Raw genomic sequence first — 14,061 nt, forward strand, 5'->3', positions numbered from 1 at the left:
TTACAGCGAGAAATCGAGGTCGCGGGAGACGAAGACCTGAATCGGCGTGCCCTGCGCCACCTTGACGGTCGGCGAGATTTTTGAGTCGCTGGACAAGGCCCCGGTGGCGGCGCTGTTGGCGCCCGCCGCCGTACCGATGACGATGGTCGAATTATTGCCGTCGCCGAGCGAATTCGACAGGCCGCCGACGATCGACAGCAGCATGGCCGAGCCGAAGCGCTTGAAGAAGTGGCTGTCGACCTCGCCGGTCTGACCGGCCTGACCGAGATTGTCGGTCGACGGATCGCTGAGGGTGATCGCGGTGCCGTCGGGACGGATCAGGCGCGACCAAGTGATGAACAGGCGCTTCTGGCCGCTTTGCAGGCCCGAACGATAGGAGCCGATCAGGCGCGAACCGCGCGGGATCAGGACGCGGCGACCGTCGAAACTCTTGACGTCGCGGGCGACCAGAGCGCGGGTATAGCCCGGCAGGTCGGAATTGAGCGCGGTTTCCAGCACGGCGGGGATCAGGGTGCCCTGCGATACGGTCGAGGCCGGGTTGGCGATGCGGGTGGCGCGGACCTGACGGTTCGCATCGAAGCCTGTGGCGTCGGCCAGATTATTGCCGTCGAAGACGTTTTCCTTCGGCGCGGCCTTTCCGGCAGCGGCGGCTGCATTGGCCGCGTCAGCAGGGGCGGGGTCCGGCGCGCTGACGTCGTAAACCAGCGCATTGGCGCGCGTGCTGTTGTCGGGGGCGGCAACCGGGGGCGGCGCACCGGGTTGCGGCGGCACGGGCTGAATCGGGCCTTCGGGCAAGGCAACCGGCGGCAGTTCCATTACCGTGCCGGGCGGGTTCTGCCCCGGTGGCGGCACCTGTTGTTGAACCGGGGGCGAATTGGTGGCGTTTTGAGCAGCGTCGCGGCGGCTGTTGCCCATGAAGATCAGGGTCAGGGCACCGAGGAACACGGCGCCCATGATACCGCCGGCCAGCACGAGGCTGTCTTTCAGTGTCGAGGTGGCGGCGACGGCGGGCAGGGCGCGTGTGGTCGCGGCATCCAGATCGGACGGCGGCAGAGTGGTGCGCGGGTCTTTCTGCGACTTCGGGTCGGCGTCGAGCGCGTTACGCATCTTACTGTTCCTTCCGGCCGAACCAGCCGGATTTTTTGGGCTTCGGTTGCTCCTCAGCCGGACGCGGCTGCGGCGACAAGGCGTCGAGCGCGGGCGGCACGAAGGCGTCGTTATAGACGGTCGCCTTGAGATCGCCGCGACGCAGAATAAAGGCGGGGCCGACCTGCTCGATGACGATAAAGCCCTCGCGATAGCCGAAGTTGATCAGGCTTTCCTTGCCGTCGGCCAAGGCATAGATGGCCGGAAAGGCGACGCCTTCGGCCCACATCAGATAGGTCGATTGGCCGTCATCGAACATGCGCAGCGGCACAAGGGCGGGCTCACCGGCATAGGTGTAGGCGGTGTTGCGCTTTTCCGGCAAGGTCGAAGCGGTGTCTTCGGGCGGCGGCGGGGCCGGGTTTTCGACCGGGTCGTTCGGGTAACGGAACCGCAGATCGTACAGCACTTCGCCGCGCTTGCACGCCGCCGTGTCCTTCGCGCTCAACTCGAACGCATAGGCGCGGCGGTCGGTGACGACCGACAGGTTTGTATAGGCGCTTTTGGTGAACGGCTTGATGAAGATCAGATTGCCGCGCTTGTTCGGCGTTGCCTGCCACTGGGCGGCGTCACCGATGGCGACGTTCTCGATCTTCTCGCTGTCGCCGAAGGTGATCATGGTTTGGAAGCCGAGGCAGGTGTCGAGCCGTACGACCGCGCCGTCGGTATAGTCGATGGTGCGGATACGGCCATCGGCCATAGCCGAGCCAGAGGCAGCCAGCATCAGGGTGGTGAGCAGAACGGACTTCATGAACCTACGGTCTTTGACAGGGGTTTCGTCGGTTGCGCAGCGGCGGTTCGGAACCTTTGTCCCAGACCCTGACGGCGCGCATTGGCGGAAGAAGAGGGGGCGTTGCCGCCGAGCGCGGAGGGGGCGGCGCTGAGGGTCGTGGCGACCGTCTGGGCGCGGCCGTCGCGGGCGGCGGAGGCATTGGCCGAAGCCGTGGCGTTGCCGCCCTGAACCGTGGTGACGCTACGGCTGGAGGCCAGAAGCGCGGCGGAGGTGGCGGCGACCTGAGTCTCCGTCGAGGGCGCGTCAGGGCGAGCCTTGAGCGGGTTCCAGTTCTTGACGATATTGAACGCCACGACCATCAGCATGATGAGGAAAGCCGCGTAAATGACTGAACCCATGAACAAAATGACGATCGGTTGAATGTCGCGCACCGTTTGCAGCGGATCGCCGGAAATGGCCAGAATAGGCGGGGTCAGCAGCGCCAGCGCCGCCGAACCGCCCAAGGTCACCAGCATGGGAATGAAGGCAAAACCGATCGCCGTGCGCAACCAGCCTTCGAACAGGCCGCGTGTCTGCGAAAACAGGGCGAAGACGACGAACAACGGCCCCAGCGCCAGCAAAAGCGTCAGGATCAGGCGCGACAGGACCAGCACGCCGACGGTCGACAGCAGCAGGATCAGACCCGAACTCCACAACATGTCGGATGCCGACGACTTGCCATTGCGCATCGGCATGGCGACGCTTTGGGCCTGGTTGTTTTGCGCGACCTGCGCGGTCGTGTTCTCAAACGCGGTGGCGGCATCGGCGAAGTGGACGAACAGGGTGTCGAGACGTTTGGCGAAGGCGACGCTGGCCCCTTCGCCAGAACCGGTCAAGGCGGCGGCGATCTCGTCCGGACCCTTGGTCAGCAGGTTATAGACAACCGTCTGATAGGCGGGCCACGCCGTGACGAAGGTCAGGACCAGCCCGATGGCAAGCACCTTGGGCGTCATGGTGGTGAGCGTCAGGCGCGTCCGCCCGGTGATCAGACCGAACGCCAGAAACGCGATATACAGCGTCAGGCAGATGGTCAGGGCCACGCCGAGATAGCCGCCCGTACCGAACAGACGGCCGAAGCTGTCTTCCACGACGTTGCTGATCTGGCAATCGACGCTGAGTAGCGCGCCGGAAATGCCGGAATTGCCGTCGAGGGGCATGGACGGGCAAGGCGTCATGCGGTCACCTTGAGCTTCTGACGGGTGACGTTACCCGGCCACGGCGTGCCGGCGATCTCCGGCCACCACGCTTCGGGGGCGTCGCCGACCGTGGCGCGCAGTTCGTCCAGCTTGCGCACGCTGGATTCGCGGCCCGACAGGATATTGAGCAGATCCGGCATGGCCGACAGGTCGAGGCGGGCTACGACCGAATGGTTGCCGTGCTTGACGAGGAAGGCGTGGGCATGCGGCGGCAGGGCGCGGACGAGGCCGACCTCGTGCTCGCTCAGGCCGAAGCCGTCGCCGTAATCTTCCATGCGGGCGCGCGGATTGGCCATGAATATCTGCGTCGCGGCCTGTTCGATGATCGCCGACGCGATACGGCTGTCGAGCGCGTCGCTGGCGCTTTGGGTGCCGAAACCGAGGATGGCGTTGCGTTTACGCAGGGTCTTCATCCAGTCGCGGATGCGCGCCGAGAAGGATTCGTCGTCGAGCGCTTTCCAGCCCTCGTCGATCAGGATCATGGCCGGGGTGCCGTCCAGACGCTCTTCGATGCGGTGGAAGAGGTACATCATGATCGGCGTGCGCAGGACCGGCGTGTCGAGGAACTGCGTCATGTCGAAACCGAGGACGCGCGCCGAGAGGTCGAGCTGATCGGCCTCGTTATCGAACAGCCACGCCCATTCGCCGCGACCGCACCACGGCGCCAGACGCGCGGCAAGATCGGTGTGGCTGGGGCGGCGCAGGCCTCCGAGCAGTTCCTGGAAATAACGCAGGCGGCGATAGGCCGGGGCCTGCGCGTACATGGCGTCGATGGCCTCGGTCAGGATCGCCTCATCTTCGGGGGCGAGCGCGGGGCCGTCGCCGGAAATCAGGCGGCTGATCAGGTCGCGCAGGAAGGCGCGGTTAATCGCGTTGTCGGGCAGTTGCAGCGGGTTGAAACCGGTAGGCTCCCCGGCGCGCAGGGCGGCATAGTGGCCACCGATGGCGCGCACGAACAACTCGGACCCGCGGTCCTTGTCGAAGATGACGGTGCGCGGCTTCGCCTTCTGCGCCTGAGCGGCGAGGAAGTTGAGCACCACGGTCTTGCCCGAACCCGACGGTCCGATCAGGGTGAAGTTGCCGAGATCGCCGGAATGGAAGTTGAAGAAGTACGGCGTCGCGGCGGTCGTTTCCAGCACCGTAATCGCCTCGCCCCAATGGTTGCCGGTGGCGCGACCGAGCGCGAAACCGTGCAGGCTGGCCATGCCGGCAAAGGCCGAGACCGAGATAAGGGCCTTGCGCGCGATATAGGCCTCGTTGCCGGGAAACTGCGCCCAGAAAGCCGGTTCGAGGTTGATGTCCTCGCGCACCGATACCGCGCCGGTATCGGCCAGAGTCGAGGCGACCTGAGCGGCAGCCTGATCGAGCTGGCTGAGACCCGGCGCACGGACCAGAACGGTCAGATGGTGTTCGCCCAGCGCCGTCTGGCCCGAAGCCAGCTCGTCCTTGGCGTTCATCAGCCCGGCGCGCAGCGTGATACCGTCGTCGTCGGCAGCGCGCAGGCGGCGCAGCGCCAGATTAACGCGTTCAAGACCAATCTGACGATCGACGAACTGAAAGCTCTGCGACAGGGTCATTTCATAGGGCAGGTGCAGCAGGGCGTCGAGCATCCCCGGTGCGGCCTGCGGCGGGTATTCCTTGACCGAGATCATCGCCCCGAAGGACTTTGATGCGCCCGCGCTTTTCAGTTCCAGCGCATCGACGCCAACGCTCAGGCGTTGATAGGGGATGTAATGACCGGCATCGTCCCTGGCCAAGGGATCGGGGCGCAGGACCGGGCGCATCTCGCCGTGGAACAGGGCCGACAGAAGCTCCAGCGGTTCCGAACAACGCCCGTCACGGCTGTCGTAACCGCCGAGCAGACGCGGACCATAACGGCCCAGCGCCGCCATCAGGGCGTCGCGCGCGGCATCGAGTTCGCGCAGTTCCGCCCCCAGACCTTCGCGGTCGGTGCCCGACTTGCCGCCGAACAGGTTGCCGAGCGCTTCGGCCAGACCGGCCTTGCCGCGCGCCGGACGGCGCAGAATGGTGATGAACAGGTCGTTGACGAACAGTTCGCGCGACGACAGACGGGCCTGCCAGCGTTCATCGATATGGGTGGCGACGGGGTCGTCGAAACTGCCCGAGGTAGACACCGACACCTTGCGGCGCAGTATATGGTGGTGCAGGACCAGACGCGAGTCGCCGATGGCGCGCAGGGCGCTCTCACGTAAGGCATGCAGGCTGTTGAGGTCCGTCGTGTCCGCCGTCTCGAAGCCGAAGCCGTCGATATAGATGGCCTGCATCAGCGAGCCGTCGCGCAGCGTCACCGTGTGGTCATTATACAGGTGCGCATAGGGCAGGCGGTCGCCGATCCTTTGTTCTTTCGCACCCAAGCCTAAGAAACCACTCATGCAATAAACGCCCTTACGGCTGGTAGGAGTTGCAGCGCCAGAACTTATAGTTCCGGATGCGGGGGCAGCGGCTCACCTTGGTGAACCACAGGTCGAACAGACGCGGCTCACGCAGACAGGCCAGATAACCTATCGCGTGTACCACAAGCGCGATCGCCAGCGCCCAGAAGGAGCGGGTGATCAGGAAGGCTTCGGTCGTAATCATGAAGTTGAGGATGAAATACGAATAGGTGACGCCGCCCAGCATCTGCGGCTGGGTCAGGGCGCGAAACACCGGAGCCTTGACCAGTTCGGCCATATCCTAGACCGCCGACTGGATGCCGGCGACGATGGTCGCGGCACCGAACAGAATGAAGACGCCGAGGATGACGGTCGCGCCGAAGCGCCAGTTCATGCGCCCCGACAGCATCATGAAGCCGATACAGGCCACCGCGATGACGGCGACGGCAGTGGCGACATTGCCGAGCAGGGTGCCTTGAATCCAGCTCAGGGCGTTAACGATGGGGCCGGACCCGGCGGGGTTCTGACCGGCGGTCTGGGCCGAGGCCGAGGCGGCGATGAACAGGGCGGGCAGGGCCGCGAAGAATGCGGTGAAACGATCGGTTTTCATTCGGTTTTATCCTTAACCACAGGTCTGGGTCGGCGGGGGATCGGCGGGTACGCCCGCCCCGTCGCTGAGGCGATCGAGGTTGCGGGCGACATAGGTACGGGTCTCTGTATAGGGCGGGACGCCCTTGTGACGGGCGACGGCCCCGGCCCCGGCATTATAGGCCGCCAGAGCCAGATCGATACGCCCGTCGAAACGGTCGAGCTGACGGCGCAGATAGGCCGCACCGCCCATGATATTGGCCGCGGGATCGTAGGGATCAACACCCAGTTCGGCGGCGGTCGACGGCAGGAGCTGCATCAGGCCGATGGCCCCGCGCGGCGAGACAGCGTTGGGGTTGAAGCCCGATTCCTGACGAATGACGCTGATGAGCAAATCGGGGCTGAGGCCATAGGTGTCGGCGGCGCGCTGAATGGCGCTTTCATAGGGAACCTTGGCCGTCGTGCGAAGGGTCACGCTTACCGGGGCAAGAGAGGTGCAGATCGTGCGATATTCGCCATCGCCGCTCAGTTCCATGACCTGAGCGGCGGCAAGCCCCGGCGTCATCATCGCCGCTATCGTTGCCGCTGCCTTCAAGCCTACCCGCACGGGTAACTCCTTTTCCCACCACGCCGTTCTGACGCCGTTTTATGACAATCACAGGGGCTCTAACAGCTAAAGTTGTCAGATTTGTTACAGCTACTACGCCAGTGATCCGAATACGGATGTTATGCTCGCGATTCGATCCACAGTCCCATAGCCGACTGTCATATAACCTAAAGGCGACGGACTCAATCGCCGGTTAGACAAAGCCGAGATTGGGTGTCGAGAAGTTGCGCAGATTGGGGAAGATGGTGTTGAGATCGGAGTTTCCGACACCGAACCACGCGCCCATGGTCGCGGCATACTGATCGACCGAGGTCGTCGGAATGAACGACGCGCCCACCATGCCGGGGTTGCTGAAACCGCTGACGTCCATGCCGACCGTCGGAAATTGTCCGTACATGTCGCCGCCCTTGACCGCGCCGCCCATGATCAGGTGGTGGCCGCCCCAGGCGTGGTCGGTACCGTCGCCATTGGTCGAGAAGGTGCGCGAAAAGTCCGAGGCGGTAAAGGTCGTTACGCTGTTGCGCATATCGATGCCGCCGATATTGCTCAGCGTCTGGTCGAAATAGGCGAAGGCGTGGGCGATTTTCGCCAGATTGTTCGACTGATCGCGGTTCTGGGTATCGTGGCTGTCGAAGCCGCCTAATGACACCATAAACACCTGACGCTTGAGGCCGAAGGAGGGGCCCGCCGCGATCATCCGCGCGACGGTGCGCAATTGCAGGGCGAGACTGTTGGTTTCCACCGCATTGGTCGCCGGGTTGGTATAGTTGGCGGGCGAAGGCACGCTGGTCACCACGGTCCGGCCGAAGACCTCGTTCACCACGCTGGCTGCACCGACCGAGCGGTTGACGACGCTGCCGAAATCGTTGGCGAAGTCGCTGGTGGCGGCCGTGTTGGTGATGATGTCACTCAACGCCGCCGGGGCCGCCGTCGAACCGTAAAGCGAGGTCGAGGTGATGCCGTTGACCATGATCGCGGGAGAATTATTGGTCGATAGCGGATACTGCACCACATTGCGGCCCGACAGGAAAACCGCCGTGCCGCCCGCCGTGATGGCGGTGAAGATGGTATTGGTCCCGTTCATCGACATCAGAAGGTCGCCCATCTGACCGCCCCAGCCGATGCGCGCACCTTCGGCGGCCCCGGCCTGCCAGGTCGATTGCTGGTCGTTGTGCGAATATAGACTGGCGGGCAGGGGGACGCTGCGGGCATTGTACTGCGCCTTGGTCACCGGCTGGATCAGGGTGCCGACATTGGCCATGACCGCCAGACGGCCCTGATCGAACAGCGTCTTGCACGGCGCCATCAGCGGATGCAGGGCGAAGGTCCGGCTCGACGCACTGGTCCCCGCCGGGATGGCCTGAGCGGTTTTCGGCGCGATGGGCAGGACACCGCCCCAGTGTTCGGGCTTACCGAGCGCCGAGGCGCGACCGGTGACCGGATTGATCGCACCGATGGCCGTGGCGGGAGTGCCGACCGGCATCAGGGCGATGGGGTCAGCGCCCTGATTACGCGCCGAGAAATAGCGGCCCCACGAATCCGTGTCGGTGGCCATGACCATATTGTTGGCGTCGTTGCCACCGAACAGGAAGACGCAAACGATGGCCTTATAGTCCGAGGCGCTTTGCCCGGCGGCGGAACCGGCGGCGGCCAGTTGCAGGCCGAAGGAGCCTGCTGTGGTCATGCCGGCGAGGCCCGCGCCAAAACGGAGAAACTGACGTCTGTCGAGAGAAGCGGTCATTGTTTTACTCCTACTAACGCTGGGCTATATATTCGGGGGAGGCCATGCTGAGCAGGACGGCCAGTTTTACGCGATTGAGCTTGGCGGCATCGATCTGCGCCTGAGTGGCCGTGCCGCCGGGGATGGCGACGGTGCCGACCGCCGTGACGATCTTGCCTTTCAGCGTCGCTGACATCCTTCCGCCGAACAGCAGCAGGTCCAGACGATCGACCAGAGCCGCCGGATCGGTAGCCAGCGCTAGTTCCTTGGGATAGGTCGCCTTGATGTCCGAACTGGTCCCGATCCCGGTATTGATCGTCGTGTTCATGGTGTTGATGTAGCTGGCCGTCGTCACCTCGTCGGTGATCTGCATTTCCGGCGCGACCTTGTTCTTGTTGCCGATCAGGGTGTTGGGCGGCACGTAGCCGGGGCGGAAGAAGTTGAACACCGAGCCCGAGGTCAGGGGCGACTGGTTGAGCGAGGTATTGGCGCTGGTCGAGCCCATCAGCCATTTGCCGCTGGTCGAGGTCGCTTCAAACGCCCGCATCCAGTTGGCCAGACGCACGACGGGTTCGCGCAGCTTGCCGTAGTCGCCGTCGGCGGCGGTGCGGGCCTCGGAATCGAGCAGTATGGCGCGAACGACCGCGCCCATATCGCCGCGCACGCCCGAGCCGTTATTGTTGAACACCGCCGCCACGCGCCCGACATAGGCCGGGGTCGGGTTGGAGGTGACCAGACGCTGGATCAGCTGTTTGGCGATGAACGGTCCGACGTTCGGATGGTTGAACAGGGCGTCGAGCGCGGCCTTCACATCGCCATTGGTGTCGGCGACCGTCGAGGCGGGGATCGTCGTCCCAAGGAAGCTCTTGGCCGAGATCGAGTGGTAATTGTTATAGCCGATCATGGGCTTGGTATAGGCTTCGGCATCGCGGCTGCCGCCGCCGAAGGTCGAGTTGGTGGGCGTCGGGTGATAATAGCTGAGGCCGGTGAAGACCTTGGCCAGGCCCTGAATATCAGACGTCGCATAGGTCGGGGTCGTCGCACCGAGCAGGTCGGTCTTGACCGTGCCGTCGGTGTTGAGCTGATAAAGCCCCAGCGTGAACAACTGCATGACTTCGCGGGCGTAGTTTTCGTCCGGATTGCGCCCGGTCGCCGTATTTTCCTTCTGGTTGGCCAGATAGGTCAGGTACAGGCCCATGGCCGGGTGATAGGTCACGTCTTCCAAAAGGGTGCGGAAATTGCCGAACGCATCGCGGCCCAGCATGTCATAATAGGAGGCCAGCCCGCGTGCATCGATGCTGCTGGTGAAGGAGACGACGAAGATTTCCGACAGGGCGAACTTGACGCGCTGACGCAGCTGATCCGGTGCGGTCGCCGACTGCATCCAGAAGGATTCGTAGAAGTGTGTGGAAGACAGCGTCGCCGTCGGCGTCGTCGTACGCAGGTCGATCAGGCGCGTATCCATCTGCGCCAGGTGCGTCGTACCGATCGGCAGGGCCATCTGCGCGTTGATCCAGTCGCTATAGCCCGCGCTACTTACCGCCGCGATATCGGCGTCATTGGCGCCAAAGGTCGCCTGCGCCAGAAACCGGCTGGCCTCGGCGGCGGTCGGTTTGACGACGACCGGGGGCGGGGTCGTGCCACTGCCGCCGGAACTGCCGCCGCCGCCTCCACCCCCGCCACCACAGGCGCTGAGCAGGACGAGCGAGGCTATGACAAGGAGGTTCGACACACGCCGGGCAATCGCCGGGCGAGGGCTTCTGATACGCGAAGGATACATTACTTTTCCTGAGTGGGCCGCGTCTGTCGGGAACGCGGGAGGAAATCTATGAGGGTAGGCGCAGTCTGATTTTAAGTCTGGGGTTGGCCACCGCGTTTGCGCAGGCTGTCAGACGGTCTCCGGAAGGAGGTCTGATGCCTTTGATGCGTCTGTTGAAGGTAGCGGTCCGGTTTTATACGGCTTCGTTTATTAACGAGAGCCTAACACGCCTCGCCCTCTACTGGCAAGATGAGGCCGAAATGGGGCGATTATGTCGCCTAAAACACGAGTTCAATCGTTTGCGATGCCAAGGGCAGTCAGGATTTTACCCGACAAGGCCTGATCCGAGGTCAGCATCTCGGCCCACGGATCGCGCTTGCGCTGACGCAGATGGGCGACGGCGTTTTCAAGCGTATAGCCCGCCGGATCTAACTTGTCCGACAGGCTCGACCACGGCAGGGGCATGGCGACGGGCGCACCGGGCCGTGCGCGCAAGGCATAGGGCGCGACGGCGGTCGCGGTATGGTCGTTGCGCAGATAGTCGACGAAAATCCGGCCCTTGCGCTTGGCTTTGGAGGCCTGAGCGACGAATTTGTCCGGGCTGTCATGCGCCATCGAATCCGCTACGGCACGCGTAAAGGCCTTGATAGCGTCCCAGTTATGTTGCGGTTTGATGGGAATGACGACGTGCAGGCCTTTACCGCCGGTCGTCTTGAGGAAGCTTTCGAGTTTGAACTCTTTCATACGCGAGCGGATCTCTTCGACTCCGGCGATGACGTCGCCCCATTTCGCTTCCGGATCGGGATCGAGGTCGAAGATCATCCGGTCGGGTTTATCGGGATTATCAGCCATACAGCCCCACGGGTGGATTTCCATCACGCCCCATTGTGTCAGGCTGATCAGGCCTTTTTCGTCTTCGATCATGACGTAGTCTTCGTCACGCCCGTTGACGTGTATGCCGGTGTCCTTGAGATGCGGGATGTGACTTTGCGCCAGATGGCGCTGGAAAAAGCATTGCCCGCCAATGCCTTCGGGGCAGCGGATCATCGAAATGGGCCGTCCGGCGATGTGCGGTAATATCCATTCGGCGACGCTGTCGTAATATTCGGCCACGTCCTTCTTGGTGATGTCGGTGCCGGGAAAGACCACACGATCGGGGCTGGAGATCGCCACGCCGCCAACCTCTTCCTTGTCGGTTTTCTTGGCGACGCGTTTAGGCGGGGTGACCGGCGCCTCGGTCGCGGCCTTGACCTCGGATTTGGGGATAGCTTCGTCGCGTTCGATGTCCTGAGCCGGTTTGTCTTCACGTAACCCTTGAAACGACGGATGGCGCAACCGTCCGTCCGAGGTCCATTCGCCGAACTGCACCTCGGCGACCAGTTTCGGCTCGACCCAGTGCGCGCCGCGTTTGTATTCCGATGGAATATCGTGGAAGGGGTTGGTCTTGTTGGCGATCACATCCAGCCGCCGCCGCAGATCAAGCGTCGTATCGTGCGTGAAACCCGTCCCGACCTTTCCGGCATAGACGAACCGCTCGCCCTCGTAATAGCCGATGAGCAGGGCGCCGAGCCCGCGATTGTCCTTTTTCGGCAGAGTGAAGCCGCCGATGACGAACTCCTGCCGCTTATGGCACTTGATCTTGAGCCACATCTTGTTGCGACCAGACTGGTAAGGCGCATCGGCGCGTTTGGAAATCACACCTTCCTGATCAAGCGCGCATAGACGGTCCTTGAACGATACGATATCGCGCGTGAAATGTTCGCTGTAATGTATTCTGTCGTCTAGCTTTTTACCGCTTAAGAGCTTTTCCAGTTCGGCCTTGCGCTCCAGTAACGGCAGGGGCCGCAGATCCTTGCCGTTCAGGTACAGCAGATCGAAGGCATAATATTGCAGCGGGGCGTCGGCCTCGCCGCTCAGGGTCGCCTGAAGGCTCTTGAAATCGGCGCGACCCTCGTCGTTTACCGTGACGATTTCGCCGTCGAGAATGGCGCTATCGACCGGCAGACGCGCCAGCAAATCGGGCAGAGGACGAAACCGGTGCGTCCAGTCGAGCCCCGTGCGCGTCAGTAACCGCGCCTGACCGTTTTCGATCAGGACCATAGTGCGGTAACCGTCGAACTTGATTTCATGCACCCAGGTCTTGCCGGTCGGCAGGGATACCGCCAGCGTCGCCAGTTCGGGCTCGATAAAGTCGAGCGTGGGTTTTGCCACGTTTTTTTTGGCGGGTTCGTCCTTCGGGCGTGAATTCCAGACGGAATTTTTGCTGTCGGCGATCTCGTCCATCGTCCGGCCCGTGGTGATGCTGACGGCGTTATCCTCCAGCCAAGCCTCGGCATCGCCGTCGGTGCTGACATCGTCTTCGTGCTTGATCAGCAGCCAGTTGTGTCGCCCCCGATCCTGCGGGCGCGGCTTCATGCGCACCAGCGCCCAGTCGCCGCTCAGGCGTGCGCCGTGCAGCCGGAACTTCAGATTGCCGTCCTTCAGCCCCTTGTGCGGGTCTTCGAGCGGCTCCCACGTCCCTTCGTCCCACATCATGACCGTACCGCCGCCGTACTGGCCCTTGGGGATGGTGCCCTCGAAACCGCCGTATGACACCGGATGGTCTTCGACCTCGACCGCCAACCGTTTGTCGTCGGGATTGAGACTTGGGCCGCGCGTCACGGCCCACGATTTCAGCACGCCGTCCAGTTCCAGCCGGAAATCGTAATGCAGCCGCGTGGCCGCGTGTTTCTGGATCAGGTAGCGAAATCCGCCATTTTGATCGACCTTGCCTTCGGGCTCGGCGGTCTTGGTGAAATCACGCTTTTGGTTATAAAGATCAAGATTATCCATGAATTAACTCGCCTTCTTGCGAGGTGCGGCTTTCTTAGCGGCAGGCTTTTTGGCCGTCGGTTTTTTCTTTTCTGGATTATCCTTCTCAGGTGGCGCCGGTTCCGGGTCTTTCAGGCTCTTGCGCAGGGCGTCCATCAGGTTGATGACCTTGGCCGTCGGTTTCTCCTCCTCCATCGCCACCGGTTCGCGGTCCTCGATCTTGGCCTCGATCAGTTCCTGCAAGGCCTCACGGTAGTGGTCATGGAACTTGCCCGGATCGAAGGCCGCCGTCTTGCGCTTGATCAGTTCCTTGGCGAGGTCGAGTTCTTCCGACGCCGCCGCCTTTTTGGTGATGTCGTCGAAATAGGGATCGCTGTCGCGCAGTTCGTCCTCGTAGCGCAGGGTTTGCAGCACCAGCCCCGACCCGCACGGCTTGACCGCGCACAGACGTTCGCGCCCGGCGATGGCCAGTTGCCCGATCCCCGTCGTCTTCGACCCGCGCAGAGCGTCGCGGATGACGGCAAAGGTCTGCTCGTCGGAATCCTTTTGCGGCGCGACGAAATAGGGGCTGTCGAAATAGATGTCGTCGATATCTTCGGCCGGGACGAACTGCACGATATTCAATGTCTTGGACGACGGGATTTTCAGATCCTTGATCTCGTCGGGCTCCAGCAGGACGTATTCGCCTTTTTCGACCTCGTAGCCCTTGATGATCTCGTCGCGATCGACCTCGGTCCCGTCTTCGGTGACGTTGAGCCGATGCACGCGCTCGCCCGTCTTGCGGTAGATTTCCTTGAGCGGAATCTGGCGCGAGCGGTTCAGCGCCGAATAGACATTGACCGGCAAGGTGACCAGCGACAGGCGCAGATTGCCGCTCCAGTAGGGACGCAGGGCCATGTTTTATCCTCGGGAAATCCGGGGATCATAGCGCTGCGCCCGTAAGATGCCGCTGCGATGGGCGGTGCGTCCTGTTAAAAATCAGTAATTTACTCCCTCCTCCCTATCGAGCCACTGGGCGAAGATGGGGAGGTGGCGCGCCGAAGGCGTGACGGAGGGGGGCGACTCCGAAAGT

11 protein-coding genes are annotated in these 14,061 nt (G+C 62.9%); all 11 read right to left on the reverse strand.

Annotated elements, in window-relative coordinates; translation table 11 throughout:
- The 11 genes from AEYBE204_RS34495 to AEYBE204_RS34535 all read right to left on the reverse strand — a co-directional run bounded on the left by AEYBE204_RS34495 (position 1) and on the right by AEYBE204_RS34535 (position 13,886).
- The gene (locus AEYBE204_RS34495; RefSeq protein ID WP_023463183.1) at positions 1-1,107 is read right to left on the reverse strand and encodes a TrbI/VirB10 family protein; all 1,107 of its coding nucleotides are present in this window, start codon (positions 1,105-1,107) and stop codon (positions 1-3) included.
- Between the two features lies 1 nt (position 1,108).
- Positions 1,109-1,894: a TrbG/VirB9 family P-type conjugative transfer protein gene (locus AEYBE204_RS34500; protein ID WP_023463184.1), complete on the reverse strand. Its 786-nt coding sequence runs from the start codon at positions 1,892-1,894 to the stop codon at positions 1,109-1,111.
- The gene (locus tag AEYBE204_RS0120600) at positions 1,891-3,090 is read right to left on the reverse strand and encodes a type IV secretion system protein (protein ID WP_081724724.1); all 1,200 of its coding nucleotides are present in this window, start codon (positions 3,088-3,090) and stop codon (positions 1,891-1,893) included. The genes AEYBE204_RS34500 and AEYBE204_RS0120600 overlap by 4 nt, the downstream gene beginning before the upstream one ends.
- Positions 3,087-5,504 carry a VirB4 family type IV secretion/conjugal transfer ATPase gene (locus AEYBE204_RS34505; RefSeq protein ID WP_023463186.1) on the reverse strand — a complete coding sequence of 806 codons (2,418 nt, stop codon included), beginning with the start codon at positions 5,502-5,504 and terminating at the stop codon, positions 3,087-3,089. Before AEYBE204_RS34505 ends, AEYBE204_RS0120600 begins: the two co-directional genes overlap by 4 nt.
- Before the next feature lie 13 nt (positions 5,505-5,517).
- Positions 5,518-5,802: a type IV secretion system protein VirB3 gene (locus AEYBE204_RS34510; RefSeq protein WP_023463187.1), complete on the reverse strand. Its 285-nt coding sequence runs from the start codon at positions 5,800-5,802 to the stop codon at positions 5,518-5,520.
- Positions 5,803-5,805: 3 nt separating this feature from the next.
- Positions 5,806-6,114: a TrbC/VirB2 family protein gene (locus AEYBE204_RS34515; protein WP_023463188.1), complete on the reverse strand. Its 309-nt coding sequence runs from the start codon at positions 6,112-6,114 to the stop codon at positions 5,806-5,808.
- A gap of 12 nt (positions 6,115-6,126) precedes the next feature.
- Positions 6,127-6,699 carry a lytic transglycosylase domain-containing protein gene (locus AEYBE204_RS0120605; RefSeq protein ID WP_235068229.1) on the reverse strand — a complete coding sequence of 191 codons (573 nt, stop codon included), beginning with the start codon at positions 6,697-6,699 and terminating at the stop codon, positions 6,127-6,129.
- A 193-nt stretch (positions 6,700-6,892) separates the two neighbouring features.
- A complete protein-coding gene (locus tag AEYBE204_RS34520) occupies positions 6,893-8,440 on the reverse strand; it encodes a DUF1501 domain-containing protein (protein WP_023463190.1) in 1,548 nt (515 codons plus the stop codon).
- A 13-nt stretch (positions 8,441-8,453) separates the two neighbouring features.
- Positions 8,454-10,199 (reverse strand): DUF1800 family protein, encoded by a 1,746-nt coding sequence (locus tag AEYBE204_RS34525; RefSeq protein WP_023463191.1) that lies wholly within the window; start codon positions 10,197-10,199, stop codon positions 8,454-8,456.
- 270 nt (positions 10,200-10,469) lie between these two features.
- Positions 10,470-13,010, reverse strand: coding sequence for a DNA ligase D (ligD, locus tag AEYBE204_RS34530; protein ID WP_023463192.1), 2,541 nt, complete (start codon positions 13,008-13,010; stop codon positions 10,470-10,472).
- Positions 13,011-13,013: 3 nt separating this feature from the next.
- Entirely contained in the window at positions 13,014-13,886 is an 873-nt protein-coding gene (locus AEYBE204_RS34535; protein ID WP_023463193.1) for a Ku protein, read from the reverse strand.
- Positions 13,887-14,061: the final 175 nt, after the last annotated feature.

This window comes from Asticcacaulis sp. YBE204 (assembly GCF_000495855.1).
Lineage (GTDB): Bacteria > Pseudomonadota > Alphaproteobacteria > Caulobacterales > Caulobacteraceae > Asticcacaulis.